The 19,889-nt window shown below is 31.3% G+C and carries 19 protein-coding genes; 5 read left to right on the forward strand and 14 right to left on the reverse strand.

From position 1 onward, the window contains the following. Positions 1-38 precede the first annotated feature (38 nt). From B3M86_RS08400 to kdsB, 10 genes are all read right to left on the reverse strand, one after another. Complete coding sequence (locus tag B3M86_RS08400; protein ID WP_291047252.1) at positions 39-758, reverse strand: GLPGLI family protein; 720 nt, start codon at positions 756-758, stop codon at positions 39-41. 498 nt (positions 759-1,256) lie between these two features. After that, positions 1,257-1,781, reverse strand: a complete 525-nt coding sequence (locus tag B3M86_RS08405) for a DUF4136 domain-containing protein (protein WP_291047250.1) — start codon at positions 1,779-1,781, stop codon at positions 1,257-1,259. Positions 1,782-1,865: 84 nt separating this feature from the next. Next, positions 1,866-2,381, reverse strand: coding sequence for an NUDIX hydrolase (locus B3M86_RS08410; protein ID WP_291047248.1), 516 nt, complete (start codon positions 2,379-2,381; stop codon positions 1,866-1,868). Positions 2,382-2,429: 48 nt separating this feature from the next. Then, positions 2,430-3,317, reverse strand: coding sequence for a site-specific tyrosine recombinase XerD (gene xerD, locus B3M86_RS08415; protein WP_180905186.1), 888 nt, complete (start codon positions 3,315-3,317; stop codon positions 2,430-2,432). Beyond that, positions 3,318-4,901, reverse strand: coding sequence for a S41 family peptidase (locus tag B3M86_RS08420; protein WP_291051285.1), 1,584 nt, complete (start codon positions 4,899-4,901; stop codon positions 3,318-3,320). Positions 4,902-4,908: 7 nt separating this feature from the next. After that, the gene (locus B3M86_RS08425; protein WP_219034393.1) at positions 4,909-5,352 is read right to left on the reverse strand and encodes a deoxycytidylate deaminase; all 444 of its coding nucleotides are present in this window, start codon (positions 5,350-5,352) and stop codon (positions 4,909-4,911) included. Between the two features lie 6 nt (positions 5,353-5,358). Beyond that, entirely contained in the window at positions 5,359-7,320 is a 1,962-nt protein-coding gene (locus B3M86_RS08430) for a site-specific recombinase (protein WP_221854532.1), read from the reverse strand. 108 nt (positions 7,321-7,428) lie between these two features. Then, positions 7,429-8,070, reverse strand: a complete 642-nt coding sequence (locus B3M86_RS08435; RefSeq protein WP_291072067.1) for a LolA family protein — start codon at positions 8,068-8,070, stop codon at positions 7,429-7,431. A 106-nt stretch (positions 8,071-8,176) separates the two neighbouring features. Continuing rightward, positions 8,177-8,728, reverse strand: coding sequence for an HNH endonuclease (locus B3M86_RS08440; protein ID WP_038332702.1), 552 nt, complete (start codon positions 8,726-8,728; stop codon positions 8,177-8,179). 144 nt (positions 8,729-8,872) lie between these two features. After that, the gene (gene kdsB, locus B3M86_RS08445; protein WP_221854531.1) at positions 8,873-9,616 is read right to left on the reverse strand and encodes a 3-deoxy-manno-octulosonate cytidylyltransferase; all 744 of its coding nucleotides are present in this window, start codon (positions 9,614-9,616) and stop codon (positions 8,873-8,875) included. A gap of 200 nt (positions 9,617-9,816) precedes the next feature. Between kdsB and B3M86_RS08450 the strand changes: the two genes are divergently transcribed. From B3M86_RS08450 to B3M86_RS08465, 4 genes are all read left to right on the forward strand, one after another. Continuing rightward, positions 9,817-10,608, forward strand: coding sequence for a DUF3822 family protein (locus B3M86_RS08450; RefSeq protein ID WP_180905191.1), 792 nt, complete (start codon positions 9,817-9,819; stop codon positions 10,606-10,608). Continuing rightward, entirely contained in the window at positions 10,584-11,126 is a 543-nt protein-coding gene (locus B3M86_RS08455; protein ID WP_280049619.1) for an RsmD family RNA methyltransferase, read from the forward strand. Before B3M86_RS08450 ends, B3M86_RS08455 begins: the two co-directional genes overlap by 25 nt. Positions 11,127-11,260: 134 nt before the next feature. Beyond that, on the forward strand, positions 11,261-13,429 hold the full coding sequence (locus B3M86_RS08460; RefSeq protein ID WP_291047235.1) for a TonB-dependent siderophore receptor: 2,169 nt from the start codon (positions 11,261-11,263) through the stop codon (positions 13,427-13,429). A gap of 118 nt (positions 13,430-13,547) precedes the next feature. Then, positions 13,548-14,036 carry a TlpA family protein disulfide reductase gene (locus B3M86_RS08465; protein WP_219034399.1) on the forward strand — a complete coding sequence of 163 codons (489 nt, stop codon included), beginning with the start codon at positions 13,548-13,550 and terminating at the stop codon, positions 14,034-14,036. 68 nt (positions 14,037-14,104) lie between these two features. On the opposite strand, the gene B3M86_RS08470 is transcribed toward B3M86_RS08465, so the two are convergent. From B3M86_RS08470 to B3M86_RS08485, 4 genes are all read right to left on the reverse strand, one after another. Continuing rightward, the gene (locus B3M86_RS08470; RefSeq protein ID WP_125349774.1) at positions 14,105-15,055 is read right to left on the reverse strand and encodes an FKBP-type peptidyl-prolyl cis-trans isomerase; all 951 of its coding nucleotides are present in this window, start codon (positions 15,053-15,055) and stop codon (positions 14,105-14,107) included. A gap of 41 nt (positions 15,056-15,096) precedes the next feature. Then, complete coding sequence (locus tag B3M86_RS08475; protein WP_115001825.1) at positions 15,097-15,528, reverse strand: hypothetical protein; 432 nt, start codon at positions 15,526-15,528, stop codon at positions 15,097-15,099. 209 nt (positions 15,529-15,737) lie between these two features. Beyond that, the gene (gene dnaX, locus B3M86_RS08480; protein ID WP_115001827.1) at positions 15,738-16,826 is read right to left on the reverse strand and encodes a DNA polymerase III subunit gamma/tau; all 1,089 of its coding nucleotides are present in this window, start codon (positions 16,824-16,826) and stop codon (positions 15,738-15,740) included. Positions 16,827-16,854: 28 nt separating this feature from the next. Continuing rightward, entirely contained in the window at positions 16,855-17,148 is a 294-nt protein-coding gene (locus tag B3M86_RS08485) for an SdpI family protein (RefSeq protein WP_291072069.1), read from the reverse strand. Positions 17,149-17,324: 176 nt separating this feature from the next. Here B3M86_RS08485 and B3M86_RS08490 point away from each other — a divergent pair, with 176 nt between their 5' ends. After that, positions 17,325-19,889 carry an FtsK/SpoIIIE family DNA translocase gene (locus tag B3M86_RS08490; RefSeq protein ID WP_291047234.1) on the forward strand — a complete coding sequence of 855 codons (2,565 nt, stop codon included), beginning with the start codon at positions 17,325-17,327 and terminating at the stop codon, positions 19,887-19,889.

Consider the following 19,889-nt stretch of genomic DNA (forward strand, 5'->3'; position numbering starts at 1 on the left):
CAGTTTTTGGTACAGTGTCTTTTTTAGTCTAACCTTTTTTATTTTTGTAAAAATGTTTCATTAAAATTTATATTGTCTTTTTGAATCATTTTATCAAAATCAGTTTGATTTAACTGTTTTCCCTTTATTGGTTTAGAAATTTTAAATTTATCACTCACATTGACTTTTATTGCTGAATAAATTTGTTTATTTTCTTGATTTCCATCTTTATTAATTATAGTTAATTTTAAAATGACTCCAGGTAAACCATCATAATTTGTTGGACCATTTTTAAAATCAAGCTTAGGCGCATACCAAGCTTCAATAAATGTATTCTCTGACTCTTGAAGGATAGCTTTCTTCACATCAAATCCTAAAATTTTTGTATATTCTTTTTTAAGAATCCATTTCATTTGTTTAATAGAATCATAAATAAGTAGATTCTTGTTATTATAATTTATTTCTGAAAGGGAATACTTCTCTTTAATATTTTTATAATAAAACCCTCCTGGTCCGCTTACAAAACTTATTGATGCTCCACTTTTATTTTGCGAATTGTCTACTCGATCAATTTTATTAAAAGTCGATTCGTTTTTAGAAGTAATTAACTCAAAATATAACCTATTGTCGTTGCTATTTTTATATATTTCTTTACTTATTTGATTTGTAGTTTTTTCAAAATCAAACTCATTTCTGAATTCATATTCAATTTTTAATTTTTCTTGACAGAATATTGTAGTAAAAGATAGAAGATATATTATTGAAAGTATTGTTTTCATAAATTATGATTTAATTATAGATTAACTAATATAAAAGTATTTTGAATAAATGTATTATAGGATTAGCAAATTTGTTTACTTTTTTAATTTTATTATTATGTATGCTGTCTTATTAAATTTGTATATAAATCATTATTAATTTATATAATTATCAATAGTATAAAAATATAATATGGAAATATAGATATTAGAAATAGTAAAGTTATTTATTTTTCACTCGTGATGACACAGAAAAAATATATTAAAAATGGAAGAATTTGTAAAAGAAAAAATGGATCTTTCAGAGTTTGAAAATATCAATCATATTTCACTTAACATAATTGTTATTATCTACCAATATTTTTTAGGTTAAAACGTTGGTTTACTGAAAGTGCCGTTTTGAATAAATTATTTCAGTTAGAAAAACACGCTGGAGACCGCATTTTACCGTTGGAATCGGATATTCAAATCAGTCAAAATTTTAAACAAAAAACCTTGAGAAAAATCTCAAGGTTTTTGTTATTTCTTTTTAGGTGGAAATTTTTGCAACAATTTCGTTACACCTTTCTGAATATTTGCTGCACGAGCTTCTGGCGAAGCTTTCAATGGCATTTGAATTTTCAAGGTTCCTTCCCAAACCAATCTTCCTTCATCCTTCATCGAAATCGTATAATTTTGATTTAATTTTTGAGACATAATCGGAATTCCAACCGAAACTCCACCTCCAAAACCATAGCCACCCGTTCCCATTCCAATTCCAACATTAGAATTTTGTTGTTTTGAAACATATTCTTCTGGCTTCACGTCTAACGTTAAATTTCCATCATTCGACTTCTGAAAACCTCTGTATAACATTCCTTTTTCAATCGAAGAATATAATCTAGCAGAATCTAAATCATTCAATCCTAAATTTCCTGTTTGCGTAAAAGAATACGTTCTATTTGTTTCAAAATCAAAATCTCGGTCATAATCTACCGCTACATTCTGCGTGCTACACGAAACCATTGTTAGGAAAATAGCACTTAATAAAAGTATTTTTTTCATTGTTAATATTTTAATGATGAGAACCTGAAACGAGTTCAGGTTGACAAATCACGCCCGGTTGAACTTATTTCAACATCATGTGAACTATTTCAAAGAATTAATATAAATTTCTACCACTTTTCTTAATGAATCAAAACCAATGTCGTCTAAATTAATTTCGTTGATAGCAATCCATTTTATAGCTGCAATTTCATCTTTTTCAAGAACAATTTCTTCGTCAGGAAAATCAGCAATAAATGCTAAATCACACGTTTTATACGGAACTTCTTTGTACTCGTATGTATTGGGTTGCGAAAGAAAATACTTGAAATTCTCTAAAGGAATTTTAATTCCTAATTCTTCTTCAATCTCTCGTTGACACGTTCTTTCTGCCGACTCATCTGGATCTGTAAATCCACCAGCTAAATCTAACATTCCCTTTTTTGGTTCTTTATTACGAACAGTAAACAAGATTTTGTCATCTTTTTTAAGAATAACCGCCACCGCAGCAGCTACGTTTTGATAATAGACCAAATCGCAATTGTTGCATGTCATTTTTCTAAAGTCAAAGTGATCGATCGTATGTCCACAATTGGGACAAAACTTGAATGATTTTATCATTTCTTTTCTATTTAATGTAAAATCTGAAACAGATTCAGGATGATTAAACTATTTATTTCTCGGGTGAAATTTGATAATCGCATCTCGAATAAATTCTTGATCAACATGCGTATAAATTTCAGTCGTCGTAATACTTTCGTGTCCCAACATTAACTGAATTGCACGAAGATCTGCTCCATTTTTCAATAAATGAGTCGCAAAAGAATGACGAAATGTATGCGGACTAATTGTTTTTTTAACTCCAGCAATTATCGATAATTCTTTCACGATTGTAAAAATCATCACACGTGTCAGGTTTTTACCTCTTCTATTTAAGAACAAAAAATCTTCGAAACCAGCTTGTATAGGAAGATGAATACGAATACTTTCTTTGTACAAGTTAATATATTTTATCGTATAATCGCTAATCGGAACAAGTCTTTGTTTGTTTCCTTTCCCAATGACACGAATAAAACCATCATCAAAAAAGAGATCAGAAATTTTGAGATTTATCAATTCCGAAACACGCAAACCACAACCATAAAGCACTTCTATAATCGCACGATTGCGCTGTCCTTCTGGTTTTGATAAATCAATTACTTCAATCATTTTATCAATTTCTTTTTCAGAAAGTACATCAGGAAGTTTCATCCCAATTTTTGGAGTTTCGAGCAAAGAAGTTGGATTATCTTCTCTAAAATCTTCGAGTTGTAAGTACCCAAAAAAGCTTTTCAAGCCAGAAATAACACGCGCTTGCGAACGCACGCTATATTCACTCGATGCAAAATCGTGTACAAAATCCCTTAAATCATCTTGTGAATAATCTAAAGGTTGTTTATCAGAATAATTAATTAATTTTTGAATATCGCGTAGATAACCTTCAATTGTATTGGCAGAAACTCTTTTTTCTAATTTCAGATACATTTGATAGTCATACAAAGCATCTTTCCACAGCATTTACTTCGTTATTTTTTCAAGTTCAAAAATACGCTTTATCATTTCATCTTCGGGCATCCAAACTTGATAAAATGCACGAGAACCATATAAAGTTCCAGCAATTGTGGCTTTCATGTAGTTATCAACAGTTGTTGAAAAGACAGGGTTAAACTCATTTGAAGGAATTCCTAAAACACCTAAAAACTCATTTCTATACATCCCAGCACTAAAATATTTTAGATAAATTGCTTCGTTATGAAACATGAAAAAATCGTGAATTGAATAAATTTTCTTGAATAAAAAGTCATTAAAATAATTTGCATCTTGATTATAATACAACCAGTTCGAAACCGAATTTGTATCTAATGCAACAAACTCATCAGGAATAATTCCACCACCACCGTACACTTTTTTACCTGAAGGCGCTGTAAACTCTAAATCTTTATTGATTTTAATTGAGTCTTTACTATATAATTCACCCGATTTTAAACGTTTGTATAAATCGTCGCTGTATTTTGCCGTTTTTTTATCAAAAGGTTTTTGAATAGATCGTCCAGAAGGTGTGTAATAGTTTGCAACAGTCAAACGTACCTTAGTACCATCTCCTAAACTAATTTCGCGTTGCACCAAACCTTTACCAAACGAACGACGACCAACGATAATTCCACGTCCGTAATCTTGCAAAGCTCCCGCAACAATCTCACTCGAGGAAGCAGAATTTTCGTCCATTAAAACATAAATTTTCCCTTGCTCGAAAAGACCTCTATTTGTAGCGTAAATATATTTTTTACGTTTTTGTTTGTCTTGTGTGTAAACTATCAATTCGTTTTTCGTCAAAAATTCATCTGCAATTTCTTCTGCAATATGCATGATTCCTCCAGGATTTCCGCGTAAATCGAACACCAAAGTTTTCATGCCTTGATCCAATAAATTTTGTAAACCTTCGTGAACTTCATTTGCAGAATTTTCAGAAAAACGAGTCAATTTAAGATAACCAATATCTTTCGTTAACATATGTTTTCCAGTAACCGTAGGAATTGGAACAATAGTTCGATTTAGCGTAACAGAAACTGGTTTTCGATCGCGAATAACAGATAGTTTAACTTCCGATCCTTTCTTACCTTTCAATAAACCTTCTATTGTTTTATTATCTTTTGCAACCAAAGATTGATTATCTACAGCAACTAATTGATCTCCAAACTCTAGTTTACCATAATTTTTCGTTCCAGGTAATGTACGTTCAACAACAATGGTGTCATTCATTGTACGAAATTGAATACCAATTCCAACAAATTCACCTTTCAATTGTTCTTCTGCCTTTTGTACAGAAGCTTTGTCGATATATGTACTATGTGGATCTAGCTTGGCAACCATATAATGAATCGCATCATCAACCAAACTATCCGAATTAACATCGTTCACATATTCATTGTCAATCAAAGAAACTAATCGACGAATTTTTTGTTCGTTATCCGAATATTGCAAACCTACAATATCCTTGTTTTCATCGAACGCAAAGTCGTATTTTTTCCCAACCATAAAACCGATTAAGAAAATAATCATCACAACTAATACGATATTAATAACCTTGAAAAAACTTCTCATTGAAATGTTAACTGTATAATTCTTCTTCCGTAATTTGTCGAATTGTAATTCCTGATTTTTCTAAAAACTCTAACCCAGAAAGATCTTTGTATTGTTGAATGTAAACGATGCGCTTTATACCTGCTTGCAAAATAAGTTTGCTACAATCTGTACAAGGCGAAAGTGTAATATACAATGTCGCTCCTTCTGCAGATTGTGTAGACGTTGCACATTTTAGAATTGCATTTGCTTCGGCGTGCAAAACATGCCATTTTGTATTCCCTGCTTCGTCCTCGCATTTGTTCTCAAAACCACTTGGCGTACCATTGTAACCATCAGAAATAATCATTCGATTTTTAACAATAATTGCACCAACTTTTTTGCGTTCACAATAGGATAGATTCGCCCATTCAAAAGCCATTTTAAGATAAGCTTTATCGTAACGTAATTGTTTTTCAAAGTTTGTTTCCATTTCTAACTAAGCTTCTTCTTTGTTTTTTGTCCATAAAGGCGGAATAAAAAATGGTAATGGGTTTCGGAAAAATGCTTTTAATGTATGTGAAATCATCGTAAAAATCTTATAAAAAGGAATATTATTAGATCGCATTGCCATTAATAATGATAAGATAAAACTAACTAAGAAGTTGCTCCAACCAACCATGAAAATTGCAATAAAACCTATAATCATTGGTCCAATATCAAAATGATAGCCCATTCCTCCAATACCAATCGCGAAGTTTCCTGAAACGAAAGTAATGTGTCGAATATCGAAAGGTTGACCTGTAAAATCGCCAATCAAAAAGGCACATCCCATCATAAAACCGAATGCAACATTACCGACAACTCCTCCCATATTTTTCTCAAACCAATTCGAAATTCTTCTTCTTCTACGTTCTGAAAATGATTTCTTCAGAATTGGATGATTATAAATACGTTCTGGAATATTATGAAAACGTTGATTATTAATTGTAATTCCAGAAATTAATCCTGAAAGGAATAAGAAGACTCCAGCAATTGCTCCGAAGTAAAAAATATGCCAATCCATTATCACTACTTCTTCCCAATAATGATACGCTTTAGAATATTTTAAAACTTCTAATCCTAAGATTTCGTTGAGTAAATAAAATATTCCTAATGAAACCACAAAACCTGCAACAACATTTCCTAAAAAAGCAATCATTTGGCTTCTTACTAATTGCGCAAATAAAGTTGTAAAATCTTTCACATTCAGTTCAGAACCAGAAGTCGGCACAAGCGAACGAGCTAAACGAGCTGCTGTCATAGAAGGCTGTTTTGTAGCAAGCGTCATATGTGTCAAATAAATCGTACAGAAACCAACAGCGTAATTAATACTAAAGAAAAATGCTTTAAACAATGGCGATGTATCATGTATATTTCCAATTCCGGTTTTGATAAAACACAAAAAAGAAACAATAAAACCACCTCCACAAGCTGTCCAAAACATCTTGTTATACTCTTTGGCTGTCTGCGTAATATATTTTTCTCCTGTCTTACCATTATGATAAGTAACTAAGAAAGTGATTAAATAAACCGTAGAACCTAACTGATTACTCATAAAATTCTTTGGTGCATAAAATTCAACCCATTTCTTTGTTGCAAGACTATAGAAAGAAATTATTCCGTGTAATCTTAGTTCATTATAACTATTTAAAATTGTTTGCAAACGAACTAATTGTTGTTGCAAACGATTGATTTTTGATGCAACTTTCAATGAAATTCCTTTGTAATCTTTTTGTGTTAAAATATCATTTAACAAATGTTTACATTTCGAAATACTTTCTTTGATTTCTAACATATCAAAGCCAGCTTGTGGATTTTCGATAATGTTACTAATCTGCATCGAAAGTTTAGAGAATGGATTATCAAGATAATTAACCTCGTTACTGTAACGCATCATTTCTTTATCCGAAAATCCTCCAGTAATACGAACCGTCAAAATAGAAATTGCTTGTAAAAGCTGATTCTGAATATTGTTAACGTTTCCTTTAAAATTATCTGGTTCGATATCTTGATACAATACTTCGAAAAATTTTCGCCAACGATCTCTTGGAATAATTCGGATTGCTGATAAGTTTTTCGAATTATAAAAAATCTCATTTACCACAGAAGTTAATTCATTATTATCTTCGATATCTGGTAAAAGAGAATCCATTATTTTCTTTCGAAAAATGGATAATAAATTATCTTCCAGATGAATTCCACTATCTACTAAATAGCTAACGAAATTGATTTTCCCGAATGTATTTTGAAGTTTTTCGCGAAAAATTAATCGATATGTAGGGTTATTTTGAAGTTTAGAAATTAGATCATCTATAAAAGAAATTGAATCTGGATAATCTTTTCTTGCTTTCTCTAATAATCTTAGAAAAAAGCTCTTCTCGTATTTTTTATTTTGATCAAATATAGAGTCTAAAGCCATATTTTAATTTCTTCATTCAGAGTACAAAAGTAAAAAACTTATACTACCTAAGCAGTATAAATCAACAGAAATAAAAAAGTGATTCTTGATGAACCACTTTTTATATATTTAGAATTTAAAATTTTTCTTATCTATTGCTGGGTTGATTTTTATGTCATTAAATTTAATCACATATTCTCCTCCATCAACTGGTTTTCCTACCACTTTTGTGGCAAAAGATAATCCGTTATACGTCTTGAAATTAGAGTAATAAAGTGTTTCGTCTTTATTTTTTTCCATTACAATTTCGTACGAATTTTTATCAAAACAATATATTGTAGAATTTGTATTTTTTGTTAATTCTATTTTGTAACAGCTATTATTTTGATCGTATTTATCTACACCTAAGTATTTTACTTTAAATCCTTTTTGTTTATATTTCAAAATATCCGAATCAAAAGAGTCTGGTTTATAATCTTTTACAGCTACATTTTTCTTAGCAACTTCACTGTATGTCCATCCCATTCTACCATCATATCCTTCGTTCAAGATTTCTTTTCCATTCATCACAAACACTACTTTTTTGTTGTAAGGGCGTTGATGATAAACAATCATTGGATAAGAATCTCCAACATTTATAATGGCTTCTCCTTTTAGGATAATACTGTTCAAATTATTCCAAGCTGCTTCTCCTCCTGTTTTTTGAATATGAGTTTCGATTATTTTCTCTGCATTTTGTGCAAATGTAGTCACAGAAAATAATGAAATCATAAGCGCGCTAAACGTCAATTTCGACATAAGAACTTTTTTAATTTTTAACAATCTGTCGAACAAGATATAAAAACTAATTTAAAGTTCTGTAAAGAAATATTGTCTTTTAGTCTTTTTTAACTTCTATATGAGCCCAATTTTCACCTCTTAAAATACGGTAAACCTGACCTTGAGAAATATTAAATTGTTTTGCTAGTGTAGAAATTTTTGTTTTTCTATTTGGATCAATTAATTTCTTTTTCAGACGAATAACTTGTGCTTCTGTCAACTTACTATTTGGAATACTGTCTAAACGAGAACGTCCTTTCATCATTCTAAATAAATCCTTGTTGTGCTCTTTCCATTCGTCCAATGTTGCCCATTTCAAATTATCCATTGCGTTGTTTAATTTGTTATGATCCAAATGCACTACATATTCTTTATTGTCTTTATTTGGTAAAAAAGTTTCGGCAACCATTTTATGTACATATTTAGCTGTACGTTTTCCGTCTGCTTTTGTTACCCAAATCGCACGATAACCATTGTTAATCGCTCCTTCTAAGATTTTGTATTTATCTTGTCCTGTGTATAATTTTTTTACAAGACCATCTTTTGAAACTAAAAAGGATCTTTTTTCAATTAATCCTTCTGCTTCGTATTCTTTCCATGAATCACTCATAATCACTATTTTACTTATTTACTCCATTTTACAACAACATTCATACCGAAATAATTTTTTAAGTATTAATTAACTTAATTATTTCATTTCCACGTCAAGTATAGCTGATTTTAGGGCAAATATAAATCATAAAAAGTTTAAAGATTATTTTTTAACAATAGTGGATAAGTACTTTTTTGCACGCTCTAAATCTTCTGGTGTATCAATTCCTACTCCTATCGATTCGGTTTCAATCACTTTAATCTTCATTCCATATTCCAAATAACGTAATTGTTCTAATTTTTCTGCACGCTCATTTTGACGCATTTCAAGTGTTGAAAACTTCAACAAAGCTTCTTTTCTAAACGCATAAATCCCTAAATGACGAAAATAATTTGGTGTAAAATTAGTTTCACGTGCAAATGGAATTGCTGAACGCGAAAAATAAAATGCAAAATCGTTAATATCAGTGACCACTTTTACAAAATTAGGATTGTTAATATCTTCTTCCTTTGTAATGGATTCTTTTAAAGTCACCACATCTACAGTTTTTCCCAATTCTCCATCAAAAGAGGATAAAATATCTGCCAAAGCTTTTTCGTTCACAAATGGTTCATCGCCTTGCACATTCAAGATAATATCACATTCTATATCTTGTATAGCTTCAGCAATTCTATCACTTCCTGTTTCGTGATCTTTGATACTCATGATTGCTTTTCCGTTGTGCGAAACAATTTCATCAAAAATTAAATCAGAATCTGTCACCACAAAAACATCGTCAAACAAATTAGTAGCGACAACATTTTCGTACGTCATTCTTATCACAGTTTTATCGCCCAATTGTTGCATCAATTTACCTGGAAAACGTGTTGCTGCATAACGAGCTGGAATTACGGCTATTTTTTTCACAATTTTTAATTTCAAATTTCTGTAAATTTAAAATAGATTCGGCTGAAATGCTTCTTTAATCAACAAAATAATTATAGTATCTTTGCTAAAATAAATTTTCTGTATGAAGATTGCTTTCAAAATTTTGTTATTTTTGATTTCATTAGGATTAATATATATCTTAATCAACGAGTTAAAAATTCAAGGATAAAGAAAAATTTATGTCAAAAACAACTCAACATTCGTTAGCGATTTTACTATCTCACGATATGCTTAGTTATATTACCAAAACAACCGACGGAGAAACGACTTCGTACTCGGATGTGTATGACTATTCGGTAGATTTTACAAATCTTAACAAAACGGAAATTGAGATTGAACATGAATTGCGTTCTAATTTGACTTTGCTACAAGAATATGATTATGTGCATATTTGTTTTTTGTCGACAACTGTAAATGTTGTTCCAAATCACTTTGCGCACAAACCTTTTGAGGAATTGTTATCACTTTCTAACTATAGTCCTGTAAAATTAGCGATCGATTGTCCTTTGGAAAATGTAGATGCATCAATTATCTACAATATTCATTATCCACTAAAAGATATTTTGCTTTCATTACCGAATTTGCAAAATGCGCGTTTGTATCATTCGGGCAAATTCTTGGTAGATTATGGAATGATTAATTCTAAAAACGATGAAATTTATATCAATTTAATGCATCAAAAATTAGAAGTTTGCGTGTTGAGCAATGGAGAATTTATTTTTTATAATCTATTTGAAACAAAAACGAAAGAAGACTTTTTGTTTTACATTTTGTATACATTAAATCAATTAAATATTAGTCCAAATACCGTTTCATTGTATGCTTTTGGCGATATCTTAAATTCGCCAGATTTTTACGAAACTTTACAAAAATATGTGCGTCATATTTCGTTTAACGAAGCAGACAAACAACTTGGGCAATATTTTACATTATATAAATTATTCGAATGCGAATCATTTCAGGAACATTAAAAGGAAAAAGAATCACAGCACCAACCAACTTGCCGGTGCGCCCAACAACAGACTTCGCGAAAGAAGCTTTATTTAATATCTTAAACAACGAATGGTATTTCGACGAAATTACCGTTTTAGATTTATTCTCTGGAATTGGAAGTATTTCATTAGAATTTGCTTCACGTGGAGCAAAAAAAGTAACTTCGGTTGATAATTTCTACGGTTGTGTAAAATTTTTGGACGAAACAGCGAAACAATTAAAATTAGATGATATTATTTCTACTGTAAAAAGTGATGTCATTAAATATTTGGACAAGCAACCAATCAAAAAGTTTGATATTATTTTTGCTGATCCTCCTTACGATTTGGATGTAGAAACTTACAAAAAAATCCCAAATTTGGTTATCGATAATCAATGGTTAGAAGAAGGTGGAAATTTTGTTTTAGAACACCCATCAAGCATTTCTTTTGAAGAGCATCCAAACTTTGTACAACACAAAAAATACGGAAACGTACACTTCTCTTTTTTCGAGTAAACATCCATTTTCTTAAAATATTTAACAAAATCGACTGATAGATGATATCTATCAGTCGATTTCTTTTTTTTATTTATACTAAGTCTAATTAAATTTGCACTATTAATTTTATTTAGAATAAATATATATAACATATGAAACGAAATAATCTTCTACTTGCGTCAATTACTCTGCTTAGTTTTTCTACGGCATTTGCTCAAGAAACAACGAAAGAGAAAAAAGATTCAATTAGCAATCTACAAGAAGTTGAAATTTTTGGAGATCGTAACAAGAATCAAAGAGGTTTAGAAACAATTACACGTTTTCCTGCAAATCCTCAAAATCAAGTTCAATCTATTTCAATTATTTCTGAAAAGTTAATTGAAGAACAAGGTGCACAAACAATTACAGATGCTACTCGTAATGTACCAGGTGTTACGTTATTTGGAAGTTATGGAGGTATTCGCGAGTCGATGTCTATTCGTGGATATAGAGGAGTTCCTGTCTTAAAAAATGGTGTTCGTATGGACTCTGATTTCCGTACAGGATCTGCTGTTATTGATATGGCTGGTGTAGAATCTATTCAAGTTATTCGTGGTTCTGCTGCGGTTACACAAGGAATTGGAAATGGATTAGGTTCTGCTGGAGGTGTAATTAACGTTACAACAAAAACGCCACGTTACATCAACCAAGGACATATTTCTGCTCAATATGGAAGCTGGAATACTTTCCGTTCTACATATGATATTCAACGAACAGTTACAGAAGATAAAAATTTAGCTTTCCGTTTAACAGGTTCATATAACAATGGAGATAGTTATAGAGATGTTATTAACAGTAATTCTTTCTATGTAAATCCATCTATGGCTTGGAAAATTGATGATAAAACTGAATTTGTTGCTGAGTTTGATTATTACAAAGGAGATAAAACGCCAGATCGTGGAACTATCAATTTAGGAGATAATTTTACTGAAGCTTTATACGATATCGGTGATAAATTTATGGGATATGATATCGATAATACCGAAATCAAAAACTATTCTTACGCTGCTCGTATTACAAGACAGTTAACAAATAATATTAGTGCTAGAGTTGCTTACTTTAGTAACTTCTACAACAGTGACCAATTAGGAGCAACGTTAGCTTCACCAAAAGGAAGTACAGAATATAACATTCGTAATCGTGGATTAGGTCGTTCTTTTAGAGATGATAGAAACTCGACTTTACAAATTGACTTGATTGGTAAAGATATGAGATTTGGTGATTTCAAATGGAATTGGCAAGCTGGATATGATTATACAATCAACCGTTTAGAAACAAGAACTGCAGATGGTATCGGAACTATTGATCAAATTGATGTTTTCAAAGATATTAACCATTCGATCAACTTAACTCCTGAGCAAGAAGCTAAATTAGCTTGGAACAAAGACAAAACAAATCTATCAAGAGGTTATTCTTACGGATTTATGACACAACATCATTTCTCTTATAAAGATTTAATCACATTTGTTGGAGGTTTACGTTATAGCTATTTAATCGATAACCACGATGGTGTTGTAGATCCTGTTGTTGGTTTAGTTGTTTCTCCTTGGAGAAATGTAAATGCTTACATTACTTATGCAACAAACACAAGTTTACGCTCTGCTTTAAACATTATGACTGATGGAAGCAAAGCTGGACCTTCTGTTACAGATCAAGTAGAAGTTGGTGTTAAAACACAATGGTTCAACGACCGTTTACGTGCAAACGTAGTTTACTTCAACATGAACAACGATAACTTAACATTCGAAACATACGAAAATCAAACAGCAACTGGTTTATACGAAAAAGCTGGTAATTTGAGACGTAAAGGTATCGAGTTTGAAGTTGCTGGTCGTCCATTACCAAACTTACAAGTTATGTTAGGATATGCATACTTAGATGCTGGTTACCACGATTCTCCTCAATATGTAGAAGATTCAAGACCATCTAATGCGCCTTACAATACAGCAAATGCTTGGGTTCAATATAAATTTATTGAAAATAATTTCTTGAATGGTTTCACTGTTTCTGCTGGTGTTTACTACGTAGGTTCAAGACCATCTAACGAACAAAGTTTAGATCGTGATGCTCATGGTAATTTCTACGGAGGAAGCAAACCTTTCTTATTGCCAGATTATTATACATTAAATGCGCAAGTTGGATATTCTATGAAAAGATTTGACTTCCGTTTATTCTTTAATAACATTACAGATCAGTTAGGATACAATTCTTACTTCCGTGGAGGTTACATCAACCAAATCGATCCATTTAATATGGCTGCACAAGTAAATTTCAAATTCTAATTTTCTCAGAGTTAAACATATTTTTAGCATTTATTTAATAGGAAAACGACAGTTTTATAAACTGTCGTTTTTATTTTGGATAGAATTGACTAACTTTCGTCAAAATTTTTCTTAAAACATGAAAACAAAAATTACTGCTTTATTGATATTCTTTTGTTCGATTTTTACATTTGCACAAACAGAAAATACGCTAAAATCTATTCCAGAATTTTCTTTTGTAAAAATGCAATCCGAAGGAATTTTCAGTTCAAAAGATATCAAAAAAGGAAAACAAACGTTAATCGTTTTATATTCGCCAACATGTATTCACTGCCAATTAGCCTTGAATCATTTTAGCAATAATTACGAAGAACATTTAAAAAACACTCAGATTATTTTGGTTTCTGAATACGAAGCAAAAGACGCTATCCCTTTCCTAAAAGAGCACGCATCTAATTTTGTAAACAATAAAAATGTAGAATTATTATATGATTCTAATTACGAATTTGGTCCAATTTTTCAACCAACTTCTATTCCTACATTTTATTTATTCGACAAGGATAAAAATCTTGTTACAATCAAAAAAGGTTCTGTAGAAGCAAATCAAATTTTTAAATATTTGAAATAATTTAAAAATTAATCCATAAAAAAAATCCACTCAATTGAGTGGATTTTTTTGTTATATCTAATCGATGATTATTTACCTTGTTGTGCTTGAGCTTCGAATTGTTTTTGTAATTCTTTAATTTGCTCTTCAGATAAACCTTGTCCTCCTTGCGCACCTGGTTGACCTTGTGGCGCTGGTTGACCTTCTTTAAAGTCTACTAATTCTACTTCGAACTCTAATGCTTGGTTTGGTCCAATTTGTCCTCCAGGAGCTCCCATTTCACCGTAACCTAAGTTAGCTGGAATATAGAATTTGTATTTAGATCCTTTAGACATTAATTGTAAACCTTCTGACCATCCTGGAATAACTTGGTTCAAAGGAAATTCTACACCTCCTTTAGCTTCAGGGTTTTTATCTGTACTGTCAAAAGTTTTACCAGTAGCTAAAATTTTACCAGTATATTTTACTTTAACAATACTATTAATGTTTGGTTTAGCACCTGTTCCTTCTTTTTCTACAACATAAACTAATCCAGAAGCAGTTGTTTTAGCACCAGAAGTTTTTTTCTTCTCGTCTACTAATTTTTTAGACTCGTCTGCATTTTTCTTAACCAAGTTTTGTTGGTGATTTTTTGCATACGTATCTAAAATTCCCATTCCCGCTTCTTGTGTAATCAACAATTTTTTGTGACGTACAACATCCATAATCCCTTGAACAATAATATCCTTGTCCATTTGATCTAATTGTTGTTGGTTAATAACCGTCTCAATTTGCTGACCAACTTGTTGACCAATCGCGTAAGATTCTCTACCTTCTTTACCTGCTTTTAAGTAATCGCGGATCCCTTTTTCTAATTGATCGTAGTTGATACTATCAGTTTCAACTAAACGTCCTCCAAGACCTTTGATTTGCTCACCAAGACCAGTTCCGAAAGCATAAGAAGCTTTTTGATCTTCGCTTTCTAATTTGTCTACAGATTTTCCTTTGTTACAAGACACTAACGACGCAACAACAAAAATCCCTAAAAGAACTTTTTTCATTATTTATAAAAATTTATTGCAAGTTTAATAAGAAACTTTCATTAATCATACAAATCTAAACCAAATTCTTCTTTTAATTTTAACAAAATCGGGTTTTTATCTGATAATTTCTCAAATTTTTCTTTGTTTGATAAGATATGATTCGTTGCTTCCTTCTCAGAAAACTTAATTTGAATACTAAAATAGTGATTCTTAAGGAATGCTCTCAAACTATTTCTGATTCGATCACGGTATTCCTCAAATTCTTGTTCCGATGAATGAGAAGTAAATTCGAAAATAATTTCATCACCTTCCAAGCCAAGTTCAGTTGTCATCAAAGCATTATAGGACGGAATATTATGTTCGATTTTTAATCGATCCAAAAATCTTTTCCAGCCTTCTTTTACTTGATCCAATGTAAACTTTTCTCGAGGCAAATCATTTCGTAAAATCTCCTCTTGATGTTCTTCTACTTTTGCTCCAGGCAAAGCCATCTTAAGACTAAACGACGAATTACCATTTGTTCTAATCGGTTTTGAAGCACGCGTATATTCTTTGACTTCTTCTGAAATCGAAGTTTTAACGTGTTGCGTATTTACCTGTTGTGAAGTTTGTCCATTTTGAGGAATAGAATTATTTTGCTGAATTTGAAGAACTTCAATTTTAGAAGTTTGTTGTTCAGAAAAATAAAACGTTGGCGGAACTATCCTATACTTTTTTTTTTAAGCCCGTTTTCTTCTGCCGTTAACGAAGCCAATTGCATCAATGCAATTTCAACTGTTAAACGAGGATTCTTACTCGATTTGTAGTTTAAATCGGCCTCATTACAAATTTCAATTGCTCCAAATAAAAACGTTGCTGAACATTTTTGTGCATGCTCCAAATATTTTGCTTTTATACGCTCACCAACTTCCAACAAACTTACTGTATTAGCTGTTTTCGCCATCAATAAATCTCGGAAATGAGCGCCCAAACCGCAAATAAATAAATGTGCATCAAAACCTTTGTTCAAAATATCATTCAATTGCAACATCGCTTGCGGAATATCATTTTCCAAACACGCGTCTGTCATCTTGAAGTAATAATCGTAATCTAATACATTCAAGTTTTCTGCTACTGAAGAATAGGTCAAATTTTTATTGGTAAAAGTTGACATTCTATCAAAGATTGATAAAGAATCGCGTAACGCACCATCTGCTTTTTGAGCAATCAAATGCAATGCATCATCTTCAAAAGTTACTTGTTCTTTTTCAGCAACATTTTTCAAATGCCCTTTGATGTCTTCAACTCCAATTCGTTTGAAATCATAAATCTGACAACGAGAAAGAATAGTAGGAATAATTTTATGTTTTTCTGTAGTTGCCAAAATGAAAATAGCGTGCGCTGGTGGCTCTTCTAAGGTTTTCAGAAACGCATTGAAAGCAGCTGTTGACAACATATGAACCTCATCAATAATGTAGACACGATATTTCCCAATTTGAGGAACAATACGTACTTGATCGATTAAATTTCTGATATCATCAACCGAATTATTAGATGCCGCATCCAACTCAAAAATATTGAAAGCAAAATCTTGATCGCCTTCTACTCCATTTTCTTCGTTGATTTTACGTGCTAAAATTCGAGCACATGTTGTTTTTCCAACACCTCTTGGTCCACAAAATAAAAGAGCTTGTGGCAATTGATTTGACTTTATCGCTTGCTCCAAAGTATTTGTAATAGACGCTTGTCCAACTACATCTTCAAAATTTAACGGGCGATATTTTCTGGCTGAAACAACAAAATTTTCCATACTATTGGCAAATATAATGGTTATAATTTTAAGAATTAAATCTATTCATTTTTTTTAATTTTTTTTCTGTCAAAACGAATGTTAAAAAACAAAAGGTAGTCATACAACCTAGTGAAATAATTGAAGCAAAGATGTAATTTATTTCAAATAAAAGTCCTGATAAGGCAATTAATAAAAAAATTACTCCAAAATAAAACATAATTTTTCTGGAATATTTTTGTGCAAAATTCCAATTCTCAATATTTTTCATTGATAAGTTTGACCTATAACCATATAATGGATTAATATTTTTTGCAGGAAAAATTAATTGTACAATTCCCATAATTATAAATATTAGACCAAATAATAAGGATAAAATAAAAAAAGGGCTTTCTGTATTCATCATAAAAAAAAATTAAATCATCTTAGTCTTTATCATTTTATATAAAATTAAATACTTTTCGTTAGATTCGTACTTTTAGATTTATTATTTTTGCTTCAATTATACTCAACCTTAAAATGGCTATAAAAAACACACAGGAAACACCAAAAACTCCTAAAAAACAAATCGTCAAAACAATTATAGGTATACTGTTTTTAGTAATCGGTTTATTACTATTAGCTTCGTTTATTTCTTATTTTTTTAATGGTTTTATGGATCAGAGCCAAATCTCTGATTTATTAGATAAAAGTCAAACCGCCGAAAATATTTTCGGGAAGTTTGGCGCATTATTAGGTGAAACATTCATTTTGCAAGGAATCGGAATTGTTTCATTTTTTGTCCCAGTCTTCTTTATTCTCTTAGGAGTTAAAGTTGCTACAAATTGGAAAAAAATTAAGCCTTTCACAACGCTTTATCAAAGCATTTTCTTCATGATTTGGTTGCCAATATTTTTTGGTTGTATTTTACCAACTCAACACATGTTTTCTGGCGTAATGGGATTTGAAATTAATGATTTCCTAAATAGCTTTATTGGTAAATGGGGTGTAATTTTATTGCTTTTCGTTAGTTTATTGATTTATTGTGTCATTCATTTCCGAATGACGTATCAATCTATCCAAGAAAAAATGGAAGAACGTGCGAAACAAAAAGAAATTGAGCGCATAGAAAAAGAGCAAGAAAAAATCAAGAGAGAACAGCTTGAATTAAGAAAACGTAAGGAAAAAGAAGAACAAGAAAAGATAAATAAATTCAATCAAGATGCTGAAAAGCAACAAGAAGATAGTTTATCGCAAGAATTAGAATTGATAGAACAACAAGAGAAAGAAGCAATTCAATCTCATAAAGTAAATCCAAACGAAGCATTTCATCAAGAATTTAAAATTAATCAACCAAAAGAGGAAGAAACAATCGAAGAAACTCCACTTAATATTACAGAATTAGTGGTTGAAGATTTGGCAGATGATGAGGAAGAAAATAATCAAGTAGATTTTTTATCAATTAATGATGAAGAAAATTTAGAAACAGAAATTCAACCAACTCAAAACTCTTCTGAAAATGGATTAGAATTAAAAGTTCAACACGTTGATGAAGAAGAAGAATTTGAAGCGACTTCTGCTCGATTGGTACAAGAGCAAGGTGAATACAATCAACGTTTAGATTTACCAAATTATCAATTTCCTCCTATTTCATTGTTAAAAAAATATGACAACGGAAATACCTTAATTGATCAAAAAGAATTAGAAACGAACAAAAATAGAATTGTCGAAACCTTAGGAAACTATGGAATCGGAATCGATGAAATTTCTGCAACAATCGGTCCTACAGTTACATTGTACGAAATTGTACCAAAAGCTGGTGTTCGTATTTCTAAAATCAAAAATCTTGAGGACGATATTGCCTTAAGTTTGGCTGCGCTTGGTATTCGTATTATTGCGCCGATTCCTGGAAAAGGAACAATTGGTATTGAGGTTCCAAATTCTAATCCTTCGATGGTTTCCATGCATTCGGTAATTGCTTCTCAAAAGTTCCAAAATGCTGATATGGAATTGCCAATTGCTTTCGGGAAAACAATTACGAACGAAACCTTTGTTGCCGATTTAGCAAAAATGCCTCATTTGTTGATGGCTGGTGCAACGGGACAAGGTAAATCGGTTGGTTTGAATGCAATTATCGCTTCGTTAATCTATAAAAAACATCCATCTGAATTAAAATTTGTGATGGTCGATCCAAAGAAAGTTGAGCTTACTTTATATTCTAAAATCGAGCGTCATTATTTAGCAAAATTACCAGATTCGGAAGAAGCAATTATCACAGATAATACAAAAGTAATTAACACGTTAAATTCACTTTGTATTGAAATGGATGATCGTTACGAATTATTGAAAAATGCTTTCGTTCGAAATATCAAAGAATATAACGCGAAGTTCAAACAACGTAAATTAAATCCAGAAGCTGGTCACAGATTCTTACCATATATTGTATTAATCGTGGATGAGTTTGCAGATTTGATTATGACAGCTGGTAAAGAAGTTGAATTACCGATTGCTCGTTTAGCTCAGTTGGCTCGTGCTGTTGGTATTCACTTGATTGTTGCAACTCAACGTCCGTCTGTAAATGTGATTACAGGAACAATTAAAGCCAATTTCCCAGGACGTGTCGCTTTCCGTGTAACGTCAAAAATCGATTCGAGAACGATTTTAGATTCGCAAGGAGCCGATCAATTAATTGGTAAAGGTGATATGTTGTACACCACTGGAAACGAATTAATTCGCTTACAATGTGCGTTTGTTGATACACCAGAAGTCGATAAAATCACCGAATTTATTGGTGAACAACGTGGTTATCCAGATGCAATGCATTTACCAGAATATGTTGGTGAAGAAGGTGGATCTAATTTAGATATTGATTTATCTGATCGTGATGTACTTTTTGAAGATGCTGCACGATTAATTGTAATGAATCAACAAGGTTCCGCGTCTTTATTACAACGAAAATTAAAATTAGGATATAATCGCGCCGGACGATTAATTGATCAATTGGAAGCTGCTGGAATTGTTGGTCCTTTCGAAGGAAGTAAAGCAAGACAGGTATTGATACAAGATGACATGAGTTTGGAACAGTTGTTGAATAATTTGAACTAA

Origin of the sequence: Empedobacter sp. UBA6305, from assembly GCF_002440405.1 — a bacterium.
GTDB classification, from domain to species: Bacteria; Bacteroidota; Bacteroidia; order Flavobacteriales; family Weeksellaceae; genus Empedobacter; species Empedobacter falsenii_B.

Bases quoted from the DNA above. Each gene is read 5' to 3' on its own strand.
- B3M86_RS08400 (WP_291047252.1), bottom strand. From the start codon at position 758: ATGAAAACAATACTTTCAATAATATATCTTCTATCTTTTACTACAATA.
- B3M86_RS08405 (WP_291047250.1), bottom strand. From the start codon at position 1,781: ATGAAAAAAATACTTTTATTAAGTGCTATTTTCCTAACAATGGTTTCG.
- B3M86_RS08410 (WP_291047248.1), bottom strand. From the start codon at position 2,381: ATGATAAAATCATTCAAGTTTTGTCCCAATTGTGGACATACGATCGAT.
- xerD (WP_180905186.1), bottom strand. From the start codon at position 3,317: ATGCTGTGGAAAGATGCTTTGTATGACTATCAAATGTATCTGAAATTA.
- B3M86_RS08420 (WP_291051285.1), bottom strand. From the start codon at position 4,901: ATGAGAAGTTTTTTCAAGGTTATTAATATCGTATTAGTTGTGATGATT.
- B3M86_RS08425 (WP_219034393.1), bottom strand. From the start codon at position 5,352: ATGGAAACAAACTTTGAAAAACAATTACGTTACGATAAAGCTTATCTT.
- B3M86_RS08430 (WP_221854532.1), bottom strand. From the start codon at position 7,320: ATGGCTTTAGACTCTATATTTGATCAAAATAAAAAATACGAGAAGAGC.
- B3M86_RS08435 (WP_291072067.1), bottom strand. From the start codon at position 8,070: ATGATTTCATTATTTTCTGTGACTACATTTGCACAAAATGCAGAGAAA.
- B3M86_RS08440 (WP_038332702.1), bottom strand. From the start codon at position 8,728: ATGAGTGATTCATGGAAAGAATACGAAGCAGAAGGATTAATTGAAAAA.
- B3M86_RS08450 (WP_180905191.1), top strand. From the start codon at position 9,817: ATGTCAAAAACAACTCAACATTCGTTAGCGATTTTACTATCTCACGAT.
- B3M86_RS08455 (WP_280049619.1), top strand. From the start codon at position 10,584: ATGCGAATCATTTCAGGAACATTAAAAGGAAAAAGAATCACAGCACCA.
- B3M86_RS08460 (WP_291047235.1), top strand. From the start codon at position 11,261: ATGAAACGAAATAATCTTCTACTTGCGTCAATTACTCTGCTTAGTTTT.
- B3M86_RS08465 (WP_219034399.1), top strand. From the start codon at position 13,548: ATGAAAACAAAAATTACTGCTTTATTGATATTCTTTTGTTCGATTTTT.
- B3M86_RS08470 (WP_125349774.1), bottom strand. From the start codon at position 15,055: ATGAAAAAAGTTCTTTTAGGGATTTTTGTTGTTGCGTCGTTAGTGTCT.
- B3M86_RS08475 (WP_115001825.1), bottom strand. From the start codon at position 15,528: ATGGCTTTGCCTGGAGCAAAAGTAGAAGAACATCAAGAGGAGATTTTA.
- dnaX (WP_115001827.1), bottom strand. From the start codon at position 16,826: ATGGAAAATTTTGTTGTTTCAGCCAGAAAATATCGCCCGTTAAATTTT.
- B3M86_RS08485 (WP_291072069.1), bottom strand. From the start codon at position 17,148: ATGGGAATTGTACAATTAATTTTTCCTGCAAAAAATATTAATCCATTA.
- B3M86_RS08490 (WP_291047234.1), top strand. From the start codon at position 17,325: ATGGCTATAAAAAACACACAGGAAACACCAAAAACTCCTAAAAAACAA.